This window comes from Actinokineospora spheciospongiae, from assembly GCF_000564855.1.
Taxonomy (GTDB): Bacteria; Actinomycetota; Actinomycetes; order Mycobacteriales; family Pseudonocardiaceae; genus Actinokineospora; species Actinokineospora spheciospongiae.
Genome location: NZ_AYXG01000043.1, coordinates 107,939 through 126,052 on the forward strand (window position 1 = coordinate 107,939; position 18,114 = coordinate 126,052).

Sequence of the window (18,114 nt, forward strand, 5' to 3'; positions counted from 1 at the left end):
GACCCCCCGGTTTTGACCCTGCGACACCGTTGTGTATGGTTACCCGCGTCGCCAGGGAAACCAGGCGGCAGGAGCCAGACCAGCCCCTTTAGCTCAGTCGGCAGAGCGTCTCCATGGTAAGGAGAAGGTCTACGGTTCGATTCCGTAAAGGGGCTCGACGGTTGAAGCCGCGGTTGCACCGGGAATTTTCGCGGTGTGTCGCGGCTTGAACCATGTCATAGCGGCGTAGCTCAGTTGGTAGAGCAAACGGCTCATAATCGTTGTGTCGCCGGTTCAAGTCCGGCCGTCGCTACGCGATAGACCGAGGGGTTCGCCCCTCGCATCCTTGAGACCCGGTCCACGCCGTGGGCCAGGCCTCCCCGCCCGCAGGGCGGTCATCGGTTACGAAAGGCATCGCTGTGGCTTCTACTGACGTGCGGCCGAAGATCACGCTCGCGTGTGAGAGCTGCAAGCACCGCAACTACATCACCAAGAAGAACCGGCGCAACGACCCGGACCGCCTGGAGATGAAGAAGTTCTGCCCGAACTGCGGCGCGCACAAGCTGCACAAGGAGACCCGCTGACCCACCGGGCCCCACGGGCCCCCTGGTTGGCTGACTGAGCCGTCCTACCTCGGTAGGGCGGCTTTGGTCGTTTTCAAGCGCGCCTGACTAAGGTGCTCCCGTGGCACTCGACCAGTCGTTTGTGGGGCGTACCTACCCGCCGTCGCCCGTGTACGAGGTGGGGCGGGCGAAGATCAAGGAGTTCGTGGACGCGATCGGCGACACCGATCCCGTGCACCGCGACCCGGAGGCCGCGCGCGCCGCGGGCTTCCCGGACGTGGTGGCACCGCCGACGTTCACCACCATCCTGAACCTCGAACTCATCAACACCATCGTGTCCGACCCCAAGCTGGGGCTCGACTACGGCCGGATGGTGCACGGGGACCAGAGCTTCGAGTACCACCGGCCCGTCGTGGCCGGGGACCGGCTGGTCGCGGTGGGTTCGGTGCAGAGCATCATGAGCCGGGCGGGCAACGACTTCATCGTGCTCCGGGCGGAGATCACCACCGAGTCGGGCGAGCCCAGGGTCACCGGCACGGCGCAGTTGGTCGTGCGGGACGCGGGAGTCGACTCGTGAGCGCGCTGGAGAAGGGCGCCGAGCTGCCGCCGCTGCAGGTCCGGCTGACCAGGGCCGACCTGGTCCGGTACGCGGGCGCGGCGCTCGACCACAACCCGATCCACTGGAACGAGCGCTTCGCCAAGGAGGTCGGCCTCCCGGACGTCATCGCGCACGGGATGCTGACCATGGGCGTCGCCGGTCGCGTCGTCACCGAGGCCCGGGTGGGGACGCTGGTCAGCTACAGCGCCCGGTTCACCCGGCCCGTGGTCGTCCCGGACGACGACAAGGGCGCCCTGGTGGAGCTGAGCGCCAAGGTCGGCGCGGTGCTCGACAACGGCGACCTGCGCATCGACATCACCGCCCGGTTCGACGGCCGGACCGTGCTCGGCAAGGCCATCGCGATCGTCCGCCCCTGAGCCCCCGGCGGCCGGACACCTGCCCGGCCGCCGGAATTGCTCCGGTCGCCAGGGGGACGCCCGCAACATTTGTCGTCCGGGGCTGGCCAAACCGGGGGTGTGTCGGGTAATGCGGCCCACTCGCCCAGCCCCGGTGGGACGGGACTACATTCGCCCGGGTGACGGCATCCGACCTCATCTCCTTCGCCCGCGGCGCCCCCTCCCTCGACATCATCGACGTGGCAGGCCTCAAGGCCGCCACGGACGCGGCGCTCACCCAAGACCCCGGCGGCGCCCTCGGCTACGGCACCGCGATCGGCTACCCCCCGCTGCGCAAGCTGCTCGCCGAGCGGCACGGCGTGGCCGAGGACCAGGTGCTGGTCACCAACGGCTCGATGCAGGCCGACGCGTTCCTGTTCGACCAGCTCGTCGTCTCCGGCAGCCCGGTCGTGGTGGAGCGGCCCACCTACGACCGCACCCTGCTGGGCCTGCGCGAGCGCGGCGCCGACGTGCGGCCGGTGGCGCTGGACCTCGACGGCATCGACACCGAGGAGCTGGCCGCCCTGCTCGACGGGGGCCTGCGCCCGACGTTCGCGCACATCATCCCCAACTTCCAGAACCCGGCCGGCTACACGCTGAGCCTGGCCAAGCGCAAGCGCCTGCTGGAGCTGGCCGAGCAGTACGACTTCGTCGTGTTCGAGGACGACCCGTACGCGCAGATCCGGTTCGCCGGTGAGCCGCTGCCGACCATGCTGGAGCTGGACGAGGGCCGCGGTCGGGTCGTCTACGCCAGCTCGTTCTCCAAGACGGTGGCCCCCGGCGTGCGCGTCGGCTACATCGTCGGGCCCAAGGAGCTGGTGGCGCGGGTGCGGGCGCGGGCGACCAACACCTACATCTCGCCCAACATGTTCGCCCAGGCCGTGGTCTACCAGTTCTGCGTCGACGGCGGCCTCGACCGGTCGATCGCCAAGGTCAACGCGGCCCTGGCCGAGCGGGTCGCGACGCTGTGCGCCGCGCTGGCCGAGCAGCTCCCGGAGGCGAAGTTCACCGCCCCCGAGGGCGGCTACTTCATGTGGGTCGAGCTGCCCGAGGGCGTCGACGTGGCGCGGCTGCTGCCCGCCGCCGAGGAGCGCGGGGTGACCTTCGTCAAGGGCACCGACTTCCTGCTGGAGGGCGGCGCGTCGACCATGCGCCTGGCCTACTCCGGGGTGCGCGCCGACCAGATCGCCGAGGGCGTCGGTCGCCTCGCCGAGGCGCTGCGCTCGTTGCGGGTCGCCGCGGGCTGAGAGCACCGGTCACCCGGGATGTGGGCCTCGGTTGCGAGACCCACTCCCGGGTACCGTATGCTCTCGTGCTTGGGACGGCTTGATCGCCCACGCTGGTCCGCGCGAGCGGTAAGGTGGGGGTCGATCGGGTGCGTTCGCACCACGCAGTCGCGAGGCTGCACAGGGGCGTAGCTCAATTGGCAGAGCAGCGGTCTCCAAAACCGCAGGTTGCAGGTTCGATTCCTGTCGCCCCTGCGTTTGTCGCCCGGTCCGGCCCGAGTCCTCGACTCGACCGGCCCGGGCGAACAGAACACACCGAGTGGAGGATGGCGTGGCCGAGGACAAGGAGCGGGAAGAGGGGCAGGAGCGCCCCTCTCGTCCGTCCACCGCCGCTTCCCGGCGGGAACGCCGCGGCACCGCCCGGCCCGCCGCCGCTGCCTCCACGGGCAAGGACGTCGACCCCAAGACCGAGCGGGTCAAGGCGGTCCGCCCCGCGGGCAAGACCGACGCGGCCGACGCGAAGGACAAGAAGGGCCGCGCGACCCCCAGCCGGGAGCGCAAGGCCGAGAAGGTGTCCTTCTTCGCGCGCATCGCCCGGTTCCTCCGCGAGGTCGTCTCCGAGCTGCGCAAGGTCATCTGGCCCACGCGCAAGCAACTGATCACCTACACCGCCGTGGTGCTGGTGTTCGTCGCCTTCATGGTGGCGCTGGTCTCGGGCCTCGACCTCCTCCTCGGCAAGGGCGTTTTCTGGCTGTTCGGCTGAGCCCGCGCCCGCTGGGTGCGCCGGTCGGAACGGGCTGGGGACGTGATGTACGAAAGGAAGCGAGACCAACTGTGACCTCCGAGAACGGCGCCGCCGACGGGAGCGGCCTGTCCGCCCTCACCGACGACGAGGTCTTCGCGGCCAAGGACACCGAGTCCGACGCGGACGCGGTGGACTCCACCGAGACCGACAGCGCCGATGAGGCCGACGGCACCGACGAGGCCGACAGCGCGGACGCCGACGACGCGGACGACTCCGACGACGCGGACTCCGACACCGGGGACTCCGACACCGGGGACCTCGAGTCCGAGGCCGCCGAGACCGAGGCCGCTGATGGTGCGGTGGTCGACGAGACCCCGATCGACGCCCCGCCCGCCGACCCGGTCGCCGAGATGCGCGACGCGCTGCGCGCGGCCCCCGGCGACTGGTACGTCGTGCACTCCTACGCGGGTTACGAGAACAAGGTCAAGACCAACCTCGAGACCCGCATCCAGACCCTCGACCAGGAGGAGTTCATCTTCCAGGTCGAGGTGCCGACCGAAGAGGTCACCGAGATCAAGAATGGCCAGCGCAAGCAGGTGCAGCGCAAGGTGCTGCCCGGCTACATCCTGGTCCGGATGGAGCTCAACGACGCCTCCTGGTCCGCGGTCCGCAACACCCCCGGGGTCACCGGTTTCGTCGGCGCGACCTCCAAGCCGTCGCCGCTGACCATCGACGAGGTGCTGAAGTTCCTCCTCCCTCGGGTCGAGGAGGCCAAGCCGGACAAGGCCAAGGGCTCCTCGGGCACCGCGTCCCGCGGTCCCGCGGTCGAGGTGGACTTCGAGGTCGGCGAGTCGGTCACCGTCATGGACGGCCCGTTCGCCACGCTGCCCGCCACGATCAGCGAGGTCAACGCCGACGGGCAGAAGCTGAAGGTCCTGGTGTCGATCTTCGGCCGGGAGACCCCGGTCGAGCTGTCGTTCACCCAGGTCTCCAAGATCTGATCCGCTCCCCGCCCGCGGGGACGGACGGCCGCACCCGGCGCAGCCATTCGCCGGGTGCGGACCCTGTGGCCGTACCTGGCCACTCCCGATGGAAACAGGAAGCACGGAAATGCCACCCAAGAAGAAGAAGCTCGCAGCGATCATCAAGCTGCAGATCAAGGCGGGCCTGGCCAACCCGGCCCCGCCGGTCGGCCCCGCGCTGGGCCAGCACGGCGTCAACATCATGGAGTTCTGCAAGGCCTACAACGCCGCGACCGAGTCGCAGCGCGGGCAGGTCGTGCCGGTCGAGATCTCCGTGTTCGAGGACCGCTCGTTCGACTTCAAGCTCAAGACCCCGCCCGCGGCGAAGCTGCTGCTCAAGGCCGCCGGGGTGGAGAAGGGCTCGCCGGAGCCGCACACCAAGAAGGTCGCCAAGGTGACCTGGGACCAGGTGCGCGAGATCGCCGAGACCAAGAAGGCCGACCTGAACGCGGTCGACATCGACCAGGCCGCCAAGATCATCGCGGGCACCGCCCGCTCGATGGGCATCACGGTCGAGTAGGACCAGCTCCACCAGCACCGACGTGGGAGGGCCGAGCGCGGCTCGCACCACAACTGATCAGCGGACGCCGGTTCGCCTTCCTGACCGGAACCGCACTCCAGGACTTACCAGAGGAACAGCAATGGCAAAGCGCAGCAAGGCATACCGTCAGGCGGCGGAGCTGATCGACCGCGAGCGGCTCTACAGCCCGCTCGAGGCGGCCAACCTCGCCAAGGACACCTCCAAGGTGAAGCTGGACGCGACCGTCGAGGTCGCCATCCGGCTCGGCGTGGACCCCCGCAAGGCCGACCAGATGGTCCGCGGCACGGTCAACCTGCCGCACGGCACCGGCAAGACCGCCCGCGTCATCGTCTTCGCCACCGGCGACAAGGCCGCCGAGGCCGAGGCCGCCGGTGCCGACGCCGTGGGCGCCGAGGACCTGATCGAGCGGATTCAGGGCGGCTGGCTCGACTTCGACGCCGCGATCGCCACCCCGGACCAGATGGCCAAGGTCGGCCGGATCGCCCGCATCCTGGGCCCGCGCGGCCTGATGCCGAACCCGAAGACCGGCACCGTCACCCCGGACGTGACCAAGGCCGTCAACGAGATCAAGGGCGGCAAGATCAACTTCCGGGTGGACAAGCAGGCCAACCTGCACCTGGTCATCGGCAAGGTCTCCTTCGACAAGGAGAAGCTGGTCGAGAACTACGCCGCCGCGCTGGACGAGGTCCTGCGGGCCAAGCCGTCGGCCGCGAAGGGCCGCTTCCTGAAGAAGATCACCTTCTCCACCACGATGGGCCCCGGCATCCCGGTCGACCCGTCGCGCACCCGCAACCTGCTGGAGGACGAGGCGGCTGTCTGAGCCTCCCCTCCCGACGAACGAGGGCGGTCCCGCTTCGGCGGGGCCGCCCTCGTCCGTCGTCGGGCCCCGTCTCAGCAGGTCTCGCGCTCGTGCCGGGAGATGGTCCACTGGTCGCCGCGCGAACCCCCGATGACCTTGATCGTGAAGCGGCCGAGGCGGGGACCCGCGCTGACCTCCAGGTCGCAGGAGCTGACCACCACCGTCCCGTCCGGACCCGGGGCGAGGCTGACGCCGGTGGGGAAGTACACCTCGGCGTAGTCGTTCTTGCCGGTCACCTCCGCGTGCAGCCGCCGCACCGCGGTGGCGCAGTCGGGGGCGTTGAAGTGGTTCGCGAACGACCGCTCCACCGCCTCGGTCTCGAACCGGGTGCAGGCGTCGGGGAGGGTCTCCTGGGCGACGTTGTCGTAGAAGGCGCGGATGGCCTCCTTCGGGTCGGTGGCGAACAGGACCGTGCGCTCGGTCTTGAAGCCACCGGTCACCGAGGCCGGGAGGCTCTCGTCCGGGTTGCCGAAGTACTTCTCGTAGGCCCAGTTCGCCGCCAGGACCACCACCAGGAGGAAAGCCAGCCTGCGCAGCCACTTGGACAGCAGCAGCCTCTTCCACACCGGCCTGCCCCGGCGGCGCGGCCTGTCCGGTTCGGGGGCCTCGCCGAACCGCGAGGAGTCCCGGAACTCCTGGAAGCGCTGGAACTCCTGGAACTGCCGCCAGCGCTCGGCTTCCTCCGCGCTCAGGGGCTGGGCGGGCGGGGTCGCGCCCGGCGTCGCCGGGGGCGGCGCCTGCGGGCGCACGGCGGGCGGCCTCGACTCGGGGTCGCCGGGTCCTGACTGCTGGTTGTCGGCCACGTCGACCATTCTGCCGTGACCCGATTTGGAGAGTCGACAGCCGGGCGCGTACTCTTCGGGGAGTTCTACCGAAGACCGCTGGTTTCCCGCGCTGCCCGCCAGGGCCGCGCAGGACGAAGGCCCCGGATGTGGGCGGCCCGCGCAGGGGGAACGAGGAAGACGCAGCGCCCCGCGCGCTGCCACGCCCCGTGCCGCTCCCGCGCCGGGGCGTTCGTGCGTTCCAGGGCCCTCGTGATGCCGGCGCAACCCCATGCACACGAGAGGAGGCGTCCCATGGCGAAGCCTGACAAGGTCAACGCCGTCGCCGAGATCGCGGACAAGTTCCGCACCAGCTCGGCTGCCGTCGTGACCGAGTACAGCGGCCTCACCGTGGCGCAGCTGACCACGCTGCGGCGCGCCCTCGGCTCCGGCTCGTCCTACCGCGTCGCCAAGAACACCCTGGTGAAGCGGGCGGCCGAGGACGCGGGCGTGGAGGGCCTCGAGTCCCTCTTCGTCGGTCCGACCGCCATCGCGTTCGTCACCGGTGAGCCGGTCGACGCGGCCAAGGCCATTCGCGACTTCGCGAAGGACAACAAGGGCCTGGTCGTCAAGGGCGGCTACATGGACGGCCGCGCGCTGTCCGTGGACGAGGTCACCCGGATCGCCGACCTGGACAGCCGCGAGGTCCTCCTCGCCAAGCTGGCCGGTGCGATGAAGGGCAACCTGTCCAAGGCAGCGGGCCTGTTCCAGGCCCCCGCCTCGCAGGTCGCGCGCCTCGCGGCCGCCCTGCAGGAGAAGAAGGCGGCGGGCGAGCCCGCCGCCGAGGCTGCCGAAGCCCCAGCCGAGAGCTGATCACCCACCCGGTAAGTACATCGCGCCCGTTCGACCGGGTGTGTTAGTGAAAGGAACGCCACCATGGCGAAGCTCAGCACCGACGAGCTGCTCGACGTCTTCAAGGAGATGACCCTCCTGGAGCTGTCGTCCTTCGTGAAGCAGTTCGAGGAGACCTTCGAGGTCACCGCCGCCGCCCCCGTCGCCGTGGCCGCCGCCGCGCCGGGTGCCGCCCCGGCCGAGGCCGCCGAGGAGCAGGACGAGTTCGACGTCATCATCGAGGCCGCCGGTGACAAGAAGATCCAGGTCATCAAGGTCGTCCGCGAGGTCGTCTCGGGCCTGGGCCTGAAGGAGGCCAAGGAGCTGGTCGAGGCCGCTCCGAAGGCCCTCCTGGAGAAGGTCAACAAGGAGGCCGCCGAGGCCGCCAAGGAGAAGCTCGAGGCCGCTGGCGCCAAGGTCTCCGTCAAGTAGTCCAGCGCAGCAGCCCGAAGGGCCCGGCACCGTCAGGTGCCGGGCCTTTTTGCGTTCCGGCACAACCTCCGCGAGCGGGACAAGGGCCATCCGAGTACTTTTCCGACTCGGCGGTAACTCCCGCAGTAACCAGGATGGTCCGCCGTCGTTGCATCCACTGACGCGGTTCGGCGGGCGGCCGGGCGGCGGAGCACAGGTTCGGGGAGGTCCGATGAGCGCCGAGGTGGTCATCGAGGGTCTGACGAAGTCCTTCGGCAAGCAGGCCATCTGGCGGGACGTGTCGCTGACGCTGCCCCCCGGTGAGGTGTCGGTGATGCTCGGCCCGTCGGGCACCGGCAAGTCGGTGTTCCTCAAGTCGATGATCGGCCTGCTCAAGCCGGACCGGGGGAGCTGCGTGATCAACGGCGTGGACATCGTCACGTGCAGCGAGGCGAAGCTCTACGAGACGCGCAAGCTCTTCGGCGTCCTGTTCCAGGACGGCGCGCTGTTCGGGTCGATGAACCTCTACGACAACGTCGCCTTCCCGCTGCGCGAGCACACCAAGAAGTCCGAGTCCGAGATCAAGCGGATCGTGCTGGAGAAGCTGGACCTCACCGGTCTGCAGGGCGCGGAGGGCAAGCTCCCCGGGGAGATCTCCGGCGGCATGCGCAAGCGCGCGGGCCTGGCCAGGGCGCTGGTGCTCGACCCCGAGATCATCCTGTGCGACGAGCCGGACTCCGGGCTCGACCCGGTCCGCACCGCCTACCTGAGCCAGCTCCTCATCGACCTCAACGCCCAGATCGACGCGACGATCCTGATCGTCACCCACAACATCAACCTGGCCCGCACGGTGCCGGACAACCTGGGGATGCTCTTCCGCAAGGAACTGGTCATGTTCGGCCCGCGCGAGGTGCTGCTGACCAGCGACGAACCGGTGGTCGAGCAGTTCCTCAACGGCCGCAGGCTCGGGCCGATCGGCATGTCCGAGGAGAAGGACGCCGCGCAGATGGCCCGCGAGCAGGCGCACGTGGAGGCCGGGCACGCCGACGGCACCGCGGGCGAGGACATGCGCGGCGTGGTCCCGCAGCTCGTGCCCACCCCCGGGCTGCCGCCGCGGCAGGGCGAGCGCCGCCGCAAGGACCGGGTCATGAAGATCCTGCACACCCTGCCGCCGGTGGCCCAGCAGGGCATCATCGCCTCGCTGACCGACGACGAGCGGCGCCACTACGGCGTCGGCGGCGCCCGCACCGGTTTCGCCCAGCCGGTCGCGCAGCCGTCGCCGCGGCCGCGGCCCCAGCCGGGTCCGCACGACACCCAGGAGATCGCCCGGGTGCCCGAGCCGGGGTGGCCGGGGGGCGGGCGCCCGTGACCACCGGGGCCGCCCGCGGCGACTTCCCCGGCGCCGGGGCGCTGCGCGAGACGGGCAAGCTGTGCGCGCTGGGCATCGACGTCGTGGTGAACACGTTCCGGCGGCCGTTCCAGGCCCGCGAGTTCATCCAGCAGTGCTGGTTCATCGCCAGCGTCACGATCCTGCCGACCGCGCTGGTCGCCATCCCGTTCGGCGCGATCATCGCGTTGCAGCTCGGCACGCTGATCGTGCAGCTCGGCGCGCAGTCGTTCACCGGCGCGGCGAGCGTGCTGGCGATCATCCAGCAGGCGGCGCCGCTGGTGACCGCGCTGCTGGTGGCGGGCGCGGGCGGGTCGGCGATCTGCGCCGACATCGGCTCGCGCACCATCCGCGAGGAGATCGACGCGATGGAGGTGCTTGGCGTCTCCGCCGTGCAGCGCCTGGTCGTGCCCAGGGTGCTCGCCGCGATGCTGGTGGCCGTCCTGCTCAACGGGCTGGTCAGCGTGGTCGGGGTGATGGGCGGCTACTTCTTCAACGTGGTGCTCCAGGGCGGCACGCCGGGCGCGTACCTGGCCAGCTTCTCCGCCCTGGCCCAGCTCTCGGACCTGTGGATCAGCGAGCTGAAGGCGCTGATCTTCGGGTTCATCGCCGGGGTCGTGGCCGCCCACCGGGGGCTCAACCCCAAGGGCGGCCCGAAGGGGGTGGGTGACGCGGTGAACCAGTCCGTGGTCATCACGTTCCTCCTGCTGTTCTTCGTCAACTTCGTGCTGACGGCGGTGTACCTCCAGGTCGTCCCGGCGAAGGGGAGCTGAGCATGGCTTCGGCAGCCGATTCCGCGAAGCGGATCGCCAAGCGGGGCTACGACCGCCCGATGGGGGTCCTCGACGAGCTGGGCGACCAGCTCTCGTTCTACCTGCGCGCGCTGGCCTGGATACCGCGGGCGCTGCGCCGCTACACCAAGGAGACGATGCGGCTGCTGGCCGAGGTCAGCTTCGGCTCCGGCGCGCTGGCGGTCATCGGCGGCACCGTCGGGGTGATGGTGGGGCTGACCGTGTTCACCGGGGTGGTCGTCGGGTTGCAGGGCTACGCCGCGCTGGACCAGATCGGCACCGCCGCGTTCTCCGGCTTCGCCTCCGCCTACATCAACACCCGGGAGATCGCGCCGCTGGTCGCCGGGCTGGCGCTGTCGGCGACGGTGGGGTCCGGGTTCACCGCGCAGCTCGGCGCGATGCGGATCTCCGAGGAGATCGACGCGTTGGAGGTCATGGCGGTCCCGAGCCTGCCGTTCCTGGTGACCACCCGGATCATCGCCGGGTTCATCGCGGTCATCCCGCTCTACATCATCGGCCTGCTGACGTCGTACCTGGCGTCGAGGTCGATCACCGTCTACTTCTACGGGCAGTCGGCCGGGACCTACGACCACTACTTCAACCTCTTCCTGCCGCCGGAGGACGTGTTCTACTCGTTCGGCAAGGTGTTGATCTTCGCGATCATCATCATCCTGTCGCACTGCTACTACGGCTACAACGCCAGTGGCGGCCCGGCGGGCGTCGGGATCGCCGTGGGGCGGGCGGTGCGGACCACGATCGTCACCGTCGCCATCGTCAACTTCTTCATCGGCTTCGCCATCTGGGGCACCACGACGACGGTGAGGATCGCCGGATGAGTCAGCAGAGCACGAGCCGGGGTGGGTTGGGCAAGCTCATCAAGCGGAGGTTGTCCGGGCTGGCGTTCATCCTGATCGTCGCCGGGCTCGTCGCGCTGAGCATCGCCATGTACAACAAGGCGTTCACCCCGGTCGCCTCGGTCACGCTGACCACCGACAAGGTCGGCAACCAGCTCGCGGTGCACTCCGACGTGAAGGTGCGCGGGCTGGTCGTCGGCGAGGTCCGCGGCATCACCCCGACCCGCGACGGCGCCGAGCTGGACCTGGCGCTGGACCCGGACAAGATCGACGTCATCCCGGCCGACGTCTCCGCCCGGTTCCTGCCCAAGACGCTGTTCGGCGAGCGCTACGTCTCCCTGCAGATCCCCGACGGCGCCTCCGCCGCCCGGCTGCGCGGCGGCGACCGCATCCGGCAGGACACCTCCACCGCGGCCGTCGAACTGGAGCAGGCGTTCGAGAGCCTGCTCCCGGTGTTGCAGGCGGTGCAGCCGCAGAAGCTCTCCAGTACCCTCACCGCCATCTCCACCGCCCTCGCGGGCCGCGGCGACGCCCTCGGGCAGACCCTGTCCGACCTGGGTTCGCTGGTCGGCGAGCTGAACCCGCACCTGCCGCGGCTGCGCGAGGACCTGGTCCAGTTGGCCACCGTCTCCGACACCTACAGCGACGCCGCGCCGGACCTGGTGCAGGCGCTCACCGACCTGACCGTCACCTCGCGGACCGTCGCCGAGCAGCGCGCGAACCTCGACAGCCTGTTCGCCACGACCACCACCGCCGCGCGGGACCTGGAGTCGTTCCTGCGGATCAACCGGGACAACCTGATCCGCCTCGCCGACAGCTCGCGGCCCACCCTGGACGCGCTGGCCCGGTACTCCCCGGAGTACCCGTGCCTGCTGGGGATGATGGCCGACAACGTCGACACGCTGGACAAGGTGTTCGGCAAGGGCACCGACCGGCCCGGCCTGCACGCCACCATCGAGGTCACGGTCAACCGCGGCAAGTACGAGCCCGGCAAGGACACGCCCGCCTACGAAGACGACCGCGGCCCGCGCTGCTACGACTTCACCCAGTTCCCCACGCCGTTCCCGCAGAACCCGCCGGACGGCCAGATCCAGGACGGCACCTCGCCCAAGCCCGTCGCCCGCTCGCAGCAGGACGGGGTCAACCCGCCCGCCAACCTCGGCGGCACCACCCCGCAGTCCGCCCCGGCCGACGGCGACCTCGGCCTGGCGAACTCGCCGGGGGAGGCGGACTTCCTGGCCCAGTTGCTCGCCCCCGACCTGGGGGTGGCGCCCGAACAGGTGCCGAGCTGGAGCGCGCTGCTGCTCGGCCCCGCCTACCGCGGCACGGAGGTGAGCTTCAAGTGAGGGGCCTCGTCGCACCGCTGGTCAAGCTGGCGGTCTTCATGGTCGTCACGGTGGCCGCCACCGGCGTGCTCGCGGTGAGCATCGCCAACATCGACCTGTCCGACACCACCACCTACACCGCCCGCTTCACCGACGCGACGCAACTGCTGCCCGGTGACGACGTCCGGATCTCCGGGGTGCGGGTCGGGCAGGTGGAGGAGGTCGCCATCGCCGACCGCAAGCAGGCGGAGGTCAGGTTCTCGGTGACCGCCGGGCGCAGGCTGCCCGCCTCGGTCACCGCGCAGATCAAGTTCCGCAACCTGGTCGGGCAGCGCTACGTCGCGCTCGGGCAGGGCGCGGGCGGCGACCCGAACGCCGTGCTCGACCCGGACGGGGTGATCCCGCTGGAGCGCACCCGGCCCGCGCTGGACCTGACCCAGTTGTTCAACGGCTTCAAGCCGCTGTTCCAGGCGCTGTCCCCGGACGACGTCAACAAGCTGTCCTACGAGGTCATCCAGGTCCTGCAGGGCGAGGGCGGCACGGTGGAGAACCTGCTGGCGCACACGGCGACGCTGACCACCACCCTCGCCGACAAGGACCGGGTGATCGGCGAGGTGATCACCAACCTGAACGGGGTGCTCGGCGCGATCAACTCCCGCGGCGACCAGCTCGGGCAGCTCGTCGGGCAGGTGCAGCAGTTGGTGAGCGGCCTGGCCGGGGACCGCGAGCCGATAGGCGAGGCCATCGACGCCCTCGGCGGCCTGGCCACGACCACCTCCGGCCTGCTCACCGAGGCCCGCGAACCGCTCAGGCAGGACATCGCCGCGCTGGGCGGGCTGGTGGACAACCTCAACGCCGACGAGTCCACCGTGGAGCGGTTCATCCAGTTCCTGCCGCAGAAGACCGAGACGCTGGCCCGGACGGTCAGCTACGGGTCCTGGCTGAACTTCTTCCTCTGCTCGGCCTCCGGTCAGATCGGTGTCCCCGGCCTGATCACCACGCCCATCGACATCCCGGTGCTGCCCGCGAACCAGCCGAGGTGCACGACGCCATGAGCCCGATGAAGCCCTTCCGCCAGCGCAACCCGATCCCGATCGGCCTGGTCAGCCTGCTGACCATCGGCCTGGTCCTGACCGCGGCCATCTACTCCGACGACCTGCCGGTCATCGGCGGCGGCACCACCTACAGCGCCGAGTTCAGCGAGGCCTCCGGCCTGCAGGCCGACGACGAGGTCCGGGTCGCCGGGATCAAGGTCGGCCAGGTGTCCGACATCGACCTCGACCACGACCGGGTGGTGGTCAGCTTCAAGGTCAAGGACGCCTGGATCGGCGACCGCACCCGCGCCGACATCAGGATCAAGACGCTGCTGGGGCAGAAGTTCCTCTCCCTCGAACCCGACGGCACCGAGGTGCTCGACCCGGGCACCCGCATCCCGCGCGAGCGCACCACCGCCCCGTACGACGTGCTGGAGGCCTTCCGCGGGCTGGCCGAGACCACCAACGAGATCAACACCACCCAGCTCGCGCAGAGCTTCGAGGTCATCACCGAGACCTTCGCCGACACCCCGGACGACGTGAAGGGCGCGCTGACCGGGTTGCAGGCGCTGTCGAAGACGATCTCCTCGCGCGACCGGGAGCTGTCGGTGCTGCTCGGCAACACCCGGCAGTTCAGCCAGACCCTCGCCGACCGCGACGCCCAGGTGGTCAAGCTGATCACCGACGGGAACCTGCTGCTCGACGAGGTCAACGCCCGCAAGAAGGCCATCGACGCGCTGCTCACCGGCACCCAGGCGCTGTCGCGGGAGCTGTCCGGGCTCGTCTCCGACAACCAGGCCCAGCTCGGCCCGGTGCTGACCGGCCTCGACCAGCTCACCGCCATGCTCCAGCGCAACCAGACCTCGCTGGCCGAGGGGATCGAGAAGTTCGCCCCGTTCGCCAGGCAGTTCAACAACGTCCTGGGCAACGGCCGGTGGTTCGACGCCTACCTCTGCGGCCTGCTGCCGCCCTCGCTCGGCCCGATCAACAGCTCCGGCTGCCTGGGGGACCCGAAATGAGCACCTTCTCCAGCAAGTTCGGCCGCGACCTGTCCCGCACCGTCGCCCTCGCCTGCGTGCTCGGCCTCCTCGTCGCGGCGGCGCTGTGGTGGCTGCTGCGGGAGCCGAACGAGAAGCGCTACACCGCCGTGTTCCCCGGCGTCGTCGGCCTCTACGAGGACAACGACGTGCGGGTGCTGGGCGTCAAGGTCGGCACCGTCGACAAGATCACCCCGCGCGGGGACGTGGTCGAGGTCGAGGTGCTGGTGGACCGGACCGTCGACGTGCCCGCCGAGGCGCAGGCGCTCATCGTCGCGCCGTCGCTGGTGTCCGACCGCTACGTCCAGCTCGCCCCCGCCTACACCGCGGGCCCGGTCATGGCGACCGGCGCGGTCATCCCGCGCGAGCGCACCTCCACCCCGCTGGAGGTCGACGACCTCTACGCCAGCCTCACCAGGGTCAGCGAAACCCTCGGCCCGAACGGGGCCAACAAGAACGGCGCGTTGTCGGACCTGCTCACCACCGCCGCGACCAACCTCGGCGGCAACGGGCAGGCCCTCAACGACACGATCAAGCAGCTCGGTCAGCTCTCCAGCACCCTGTCCGGCAACTCCACCGACCTGTTCGCCACCGTGGACAACCTCCAGAAGTTCACCACCGCGCTGGCGGGCAGCGACGAGCAGGTGAACCTGTTCAGCAGGCAGCTCGCCCAGGTCAGCGAGTTCCTGGCGGCCGAGAAGGGCAACCTCGGCGCCTCGGTCGACCAGCTCGGCCGGTCCCTCGGCGTGGTGCAGCAGTTCATCAACGACAACCGCGGCCGCATCCGGTCCAACGTGGACAAGCTGGCCTCGGTGACCCAGGTGCTCACCGACCAGCGGGCCGCGCTGGCCGAAACCCTCGACATCGCCCCGCTGGCGCTGGGCAACGTCTACAACACCTACAACGCCGCGTCCGGCACCCTCGACGCCAGGGCCAACATCAACGAGCTGACCCAGCCGGTGATCGTCACCCTGTGCAAGCTGGTCCGGCAGGGCACCCCCACCGGGCTGCCCACCACGCTGGCCGACGCCTGCGACCAGCTCGCCCCGATCGTGCAGGGCCTGGTGCCGCTGCCCACGCCCGCGCAGATCATCTCCGACCTGCAGAGCGGGCGGCTGCCGTCGCTGCCGCTGCCGCTCGCGGGCCAGGTCTTCGGCACCACGGGAGGCCAGTGATGGGCGCCAGGGCAGTCGCCACCAGGGTGGCCGCCGCGGTGGGCGCGGTCGTGCTCACCGCCTCCGGGTGCGGGTTCACCGGCGTCTACGACCTGCCGCTGCCCGGCGGCGCCGACCTCGGCGACCACCCGTACACGGTGAAGGTCGAGTTCCGCGACGTGCTCGACCTGGTCCCGCAGTCCGCGGTCAAGGTCGACGAGGTCGCCGTCGGCCGGGTCGACTCGGTCGGCTTCGCCGCCGACGGCTGGACCGCCGAGGTGACCCTGCTGGTCCGCGGCGACGTCGACCTGCCCGCCAACGCCTCGGCCAAGCTGCGCCAGTCCAGCCTGCTCGGCGAGAAGTACGTGGAACTGGCCGCGCCCCCCACCGGCACCGCGGCGGAGGGCAGGCTCGCCGACGGGGCGGTCATCCCGGTCGGCCGCACCAACCGCAACACCGAGGTCGAAGAGGTCCTGGGCGCGCTGTCGCTGCTGCTCAACGGCGGCGGCGTCGAGCAACTGCGCGACATCACCCGGGAGCTGAACAAGGCCACCGAGGGCCGCGAGACCGACATCCGCGCGCTGCTGGACAACGTCAACAGCGCGGTCACCACCCTCGACGCGGGCAAGGCCGACATCACCAGGGCCATCGACGGCATCAACCGCCTGGCGATGACCCTCAACGGCCAGCGCGACCGGATCGTCGGCGTGATCGACGGCATCGGCCCCGGCCTGAAGGTCCTCACCGACCAGCGCGAGCAGCTTGTGACCATGCTGCAGAGCCTCGACTCGCTCTCCGGGGTGGCGGTCGACACGGTCAACCGCAGCCAGGCCGACCTGGTCGCCGACCTCAAGGCGCTCACCCCGACGCTGCTCAAGCTGGGCGAGGCGGGCAACGACCTGCCCAAGTCGCTGGAGCTGCTGATCACCTTCCCGTTCACCGACGCGGCGGTCGCGGGCGTCAAGGGCGACTACTTCAACATCTACGCCGACATCGACCTGAACCTGTCGAACGTCCTGGACAACCTCGGCCGGTCCCGGCAGAACCCGCTCGACAGCCTCATCCCCGGCATCGGCGGCACTCCCGCCCCGCCCGCCGGGACCGGCGCCACCCCCGGCACCCCGGCGCCGCCCCTGCTGCCGCTGCCCCCACTGCCCGGCCTCGGCACCCCCACCGCCCCGCCCGCGGCGGGCGCGCCGCCCACCCCCGCGCGGACCGGCCTGCCCGGCCTGCTCGACTCCCTGCTCGGAGGCGGTGCCTGATGCTCACCACGACGGTCCGCAGGCAGCTCATCGCGTTCGCGGTCATCGCGGTCGTGGCGGTGGTCTACGCCCTGTTCCGGTTCACCGACCTCGGCCGCGCCTTCGGCTCCGAGGGCTACCGGGTGCGGATGGAACTGGTCGAGTCCGGCGGCATCTTCACCAACGCCGAGGTCACCTACCGCGGCGTGAACGTGGGCCGGGTGGGGGAGATCCGGCTGACCCCCGGGGGCATGGAGGTCGACCTCGACATCGAGCCGTCCGCCCCGGACATCCCCGCCGACCTCGACGCCCTGGTGGCCAACCGGTCCGCGGTCGGCGAGCAGTTCGTCGACCTGCGCCCGCGCCACGACGGCGGCGAGGTGCTGCGGGAGGGGTCGCTGATCCCCGCCGACCGGACCAAGACCCCGGTCAGCACCGACACCGTCATCCGCGACCTGGACGGCCTGGCGCGCTCGGTCCCCACCGACTCGCTGCGCACCGTCGTCGACGAGCTGGACAAGGCGTTCACCGGCACCGGCCCCGACCTGCAGGTCCTGCTCGACACGGCGAGCGAGTTCACCAGGGCGGCCAAGGAGAACCTGCCGGAGACGATCAAGCTGATCCAGGACGGCAACACCGTCCTGGACACCCAGGCGGCGAACTCCGGCAACATCAAGTCCTTCGCCGCGGACCTGGCCGAGGTGACCGCGCAGCTCAAGGCGTCCGACCCGGCCCTGCGCACGCTGATCGCCAACACCCCGGCCGCCGCCGACTCGGTGGTCAACCTGCTGCGCGAGTCCGGGCAGGGCCTGGGCGTGCTCACCGCGAACCTGCTGACCACCTCGGACATCCTCCGCGCCCGGGTCGACGGGATCGAGCTGGCGCTGGTGGTCTACCCGGTGCTGGCGGTCGGCCCGAAGACGGTCGCCCCCGGCGACGGCACCGCCCACCTGGGCCTGGCGCTCAACCTGTTCGACCCGCCGCCGTGCACCAAGGGCTACGAGGGCACGACCAGGCGCGCGGGCACCGACGCGGCGCCGATCGCGGAGAACACCGCCGCCTACTGCGCCGAACCGCTGGGCAGCCCGATCAACGTGCGCGGCTCGCAGAACGCCCCGTTCGGCGGCAGCCCGACCACGCCGAGCCCGGGGGACATCGCGGCCAACCAGGACCGGTCGCGGGAGCAACTGGCGGCGATGGCGGCGGCGAACCTGCCGGGCACCGTGGGTCAGCCGGGCAGTCCCAGCCCGCCCTCGCTCGCGGGCCTGCTCGGCCTGGGCGGCTGAAGGTTTGCCACCGG

Annotated in this window: 20 protein-coding genes and 3 tRNA genes; 22 read left to right on the plus strand and 1 reads right to left on the minus strand. The window is 70.6% G+C overall.

Features of this window, described 5'->3' with window-relative positions:
• Positions 1-82: 82 nt before the first annotated feature.
• The 11 genes from UO65_RS05815 to rplA all read left to right on the plus strand — a co-directional run bounded on the left by UO65_RS05815 (position 83) and on the right by rplA (position 5,889).
• Positions 83-155: transfer RNA gene (locus UO65_RS05815), tRNA-Thr, on the plus strand.
• 64 nt (positions 156-219) lie between these two features.
• A tRNA-Met gene (locus tag UO65_RS05820) sits at positions 220-292 on the plus strand.
• Positions 293-398: 106 nt separating this feature from the next.
• Complete coding sequence (rpmG, locus tag UO65_RS05825) at positions 399-563, plus strand: 50S ribosomal protein L33 (protein ID WP_035279464.1); 165 nt, start codon at positions 399-401, stop codon at positions 561-563.
• 100 nt (positions 564-663) lie between these two features.
• Positions 664-1,119 carry a MaoC family dehydratase N-terminal domain-containing protein gene (locus UO65_RS05830; protein WP_035279466.1) on the plus strand — a complete coding sequence of 152 codons (456 nt, stop codon included), beginning with the start codon at positions 664-666 and terminating at the stop codon, positions 1,117-1,119.
• 5 nt (positions 1,120-1,124) lie between these two features.
• Positions 1,125-1,517, plus strand: coding sequence for a MaoC/PaaZ C-terminal domain-containing protein (locus tag UO65_RS05835; RefSeq protein WP_110079701.1), 393 nt, complete (start codon positions 1,125-1,127; stop codon positions 1,515-1,517).
• A 158-nt stretch (positions 1,518-1,675) separates the two neighbouring features.
• Complete coding sequence (locus UO65_RS05840; protein ID WP_035279470.1) at positions 1,676-2,782, plus strand: aminotransferase-like domain-containing protein; 1,107 nt, start codon at positions 1,676-1,678, stop codon at positions 2,780-2,782.
• 161 nt (positions 2,783-2,943) lie between these two features.
• Positions 2,944-3,016 (plus strand) — tRNA-Trp (locus UO65_RS05845).
• Between the two features lie 76 nt (positions 3,017-3,092).
• Positions 3,093-3,524, plus strand: a complete 432-nt coding sequence (gene secE / locus UO65_RS05850; RefSeq protein ID WP_084175342.1) for a preprotein translocase subunit SecE — start codon at positions 3,093-3,095, stop codon at positions 3,522-3,524.
• 71 nt (positions 3,525-3,595) lie between these two features.
• Complete coding sequence (gene nusG / locus UO65_RS05855) at positions 3,596-4,507, plus strand: transcription termination/antitermination protein NusG (RefSeq protein ID WP_035279474.1); 912 nt, start codon at positions 3,596-3,598, stop codon at positions 4,505-4,507.
• Positions 4,508-4,616: 109 nt separating this feature from the next.
• Positions 4,617-5,048, plus strand: coding sequence for a 50S ribosomal protein L11 (rplK, locus tag UO65_RS05860; protein WP_035279476.1), 432 nt, complete (start codon positions 4,617-4,619; stop codon positions 5,046-5,048).
• A gap of 121 nt (positions 5,049-5,169) precedes the next feature.
• Positions 5,170-5,889, plus strand: a complete 720-nt coding sequence (gene rplA / locus UO65_RS05865; RefSeq protein ID WP_035279477.1) for a 50S ribosomal protein L1 — start codon at positions 5,170-5,172, stop codon at positions 5,887-5,889.
• A 71-nt stretch (positions 5,890-5,960) separates the two neighbouring features.
• Here the strand turns inward: rplA and UO65_RS05870 are convergent, their stop codons facing one another.
• The gene (locus tag UO65_RS05870; protein WP_152551993.1) at positions 5,961-6,731 is read right to left on the minus strand and encodes a hypothetical protein; all 771 of its coding nucleotides are present in this window, start codon (positions 6,729-6,731) and stop codon (positions 5,961-5,963) included.
• Between the two features lie 273 nt (positions 6,732-7,004).
• On the opposite strand from UO65_RS05870, the gene rplJ reads away from it, so the two are divergent.
• From rplJ to UO65_RS05925, 11 genes are all read left to right on the plus strand, one after another.
• Positions 7,005-7,562 carry a 50S ribosomal protein L10 gene (gene rplJ / locus UO65_RS05875; RefSeq protein ID WP_035279479.1) on the plus strand — a complete coding sequence of 186 codons (558 nt, stop codon included), beginning with the start codon at positions 7,005-7,007 and terminating at the stop codon, positions 7,560-7,562.
• 63 nt (positions 7,563-7,625) lie between these two features.
• Positions 7,626-8,012 (plus strand): 50S ribosomal protein L7/L12, encoded by a 387-nt coding sequence (rplL, locus tag UO65_RS05880; protein ID WP_035279481.1) that lies wholly within the window; start codon positions 7,626-7,628, stop codon positions 8,010-8,012.
• 211 nt (positions 8,013-8,223) lie between these two features.
• On the plus strand, positions 8,224-9,360 hold the full coding sequence (locus UO65_RS05885) for an ABC transporter ATP-binding protein (protein ID WP_052020782.1): 1,137 nt from the start codon (positions 8,224-8,226) through the stop codon (positions 9,358-9,360).
• Complete coding sequence (locus UO65_RS05890) at positions 9,357-10,151, plus strand: MlaE family ABC transporter permease (RefSeq protein WP_035279634.1); 795 nt, start codon at positions 9,357-9,359, stop codon at positions 10,149-10,151. Before UO65_RS05885 ends, UO65_RS05890 begins: the two co-directional genes overlap by 4 nt.
• Positions 10,152-10,153: 2 nt before the next feature.
• Positions 10,154-11,005, plus strand: a complete 852-nt coding sequence (locus UO65_RS05895) for an MlaE family ABC transporter permease (protein WP_035279483.1) — start codon at positions 10,154-10,156, stop codon at positions 11,003-11,005.
• A complete protein-coding gene (locus UO65_RS05900) occupies positions 11,002-12,369 on the plus strand; it encodes an MCE family protein (protein ID WP_052020783.1) in 1,368 nt (455 codons plus the stop codon). The genes UO65_RS05895 and UO65_RS05900 overlap by 4 nt, the downstream gene beginning before the upstream one ends.
• Positions 12,366-13,403: an MCE family protein gene (locus tag UO65_RS05905; protein WP_035279486.1), complete on the plus strand. Its 1,038-nt coding sequence runs from the start codon at positions 12,366-12,368 to the stop codon at positions 13,401-13,403. Before UO65_RS05900 ends, UO65_RS05905 begins: the two co-directional genes overlap by 4 nt.
• 5 nt (positions 13,404-13,408) lie before the next feature.
• Positions 13,409-14,401, plus strand: a complete 993-nt coding sequence (locus UO65_RS05910) for an MCE family protein (protein WP_035279489.1) — start codon at positions 13,409-13,411, stop codon at positions 14,399-14,401.
• A complete protein-coding gene (locus UO65_RS05915) occupies positions 14,398-15,594 on the plus strand; it encodes an MCE family protein (RefSeq protein ID WP_035279492.1) in 1,197 nt (398 codons plus the stop codon). The genes UO65_RS05910 and UO65_RS05915 overlap by 4 nt, the downstream gene beginning before the upstream one ends.
• On the plus strand, positions 15,594-16,835 hold the full coding sequence (locus tag UO65_RS05920; RefSeq protein WP_052020784.1) for an MCE family protein: 1,242 nt from the start codon (positions 15,594-15,596) through the stop codon (positions 16,833-16,835). Before UO65_RS05915 ends, UO65_RS05920 begins: the two co-directional genes overlap by 1 nt.
• On the plus strand, positions 16,835-18,100 hold the full coding sequence (locus UO65_RS05925) for an MCE family protein (protein ID WP_035279495.1): 1,266 nt from the start codon (positions 16,835-16,837) through the stop codon (positions 18,098-18,100). Before UO65_RS05920 ends, UO65_RS05925 begins: the two co-directional genes overlap by 1 nt.
• Positions 18,101-18,114 lie beyond the last annotated feature (14 nt).

Coding starts and splice junctions, on each gene's coding strand:
- rplK (WP_035279476.1), top strand. CDS start 4,617: ATGCCACCCAAGAAGAAGAAGCTCGCAGCGATCATCAAGCTGCAGATC.
- rplA (WP_035279477.1), top strand. CDS start 5,170: ATGGCAAAGCGCAGCAAGGCATACCGTCAGGCGGCGGAGCTGATCGAC.
- rplJ (WP_035279479.1), top strand. CDS start 7,005: ATGGCGAAGCCTGACAAGGTCAACGCCGTCGCCGAGATCGCGGACAAG.
- rplL (WP_035279481.1), top strand. CDS start 7,626: ATGGCGAAGCTCAGCACCGACGAGCTGCTCGACGTCTTCAAGGAGATG.
- UO65_RS05885 (WP_052020782.1), top strand. CDS start 8,224: ATGAGCGCCGAGGTGGTCATCGAGGGTCTGACGAAGTCCTTCGGCAAG.
- UO65_RS05895 (WP_035279483.1), top strand. CDS start 10,154: ATGGCTTCGGCAGCCGATTCCGCGAAGCGGATCGCCAAGCGGGGCTAC.
- UO65_RS05900 (WP_052020783.1), top strand. CDS start 11,002: ATGAGTCAGCAGAGCACGAGCCGGGGTGGGTTGGGCAAGCTCATCAAG.
- UO65_RS05910 (WP_035279489.1), top strand. CDS start 13,409: ATGAAGCCCTTCCGCCAGCGCAACCCGATCCCGATCGGCCTGGTCAGC.
- UO65_RS05915 (WP_035279492.1), top strand. CDS start 14,398: ATGAGCACCTTCTCCAGCAAGTTCGGCCGCGACCTGTCCCGCACCGTC.
- UO65_RS05920 (WP_052020784.1), top strand. CDS start 15,594: ATGGGCGCCAGGGCAGTCGCCACCAGGGTGGCCGCCGCGGTGGGCGCG.
- UO65_RS05925 (WP_035279495.1), top strand. CDS start 16,835: ATGCTCACCACGACGGTCCGCAGGCAGCTCATCGCGTTCGCGGTCATC.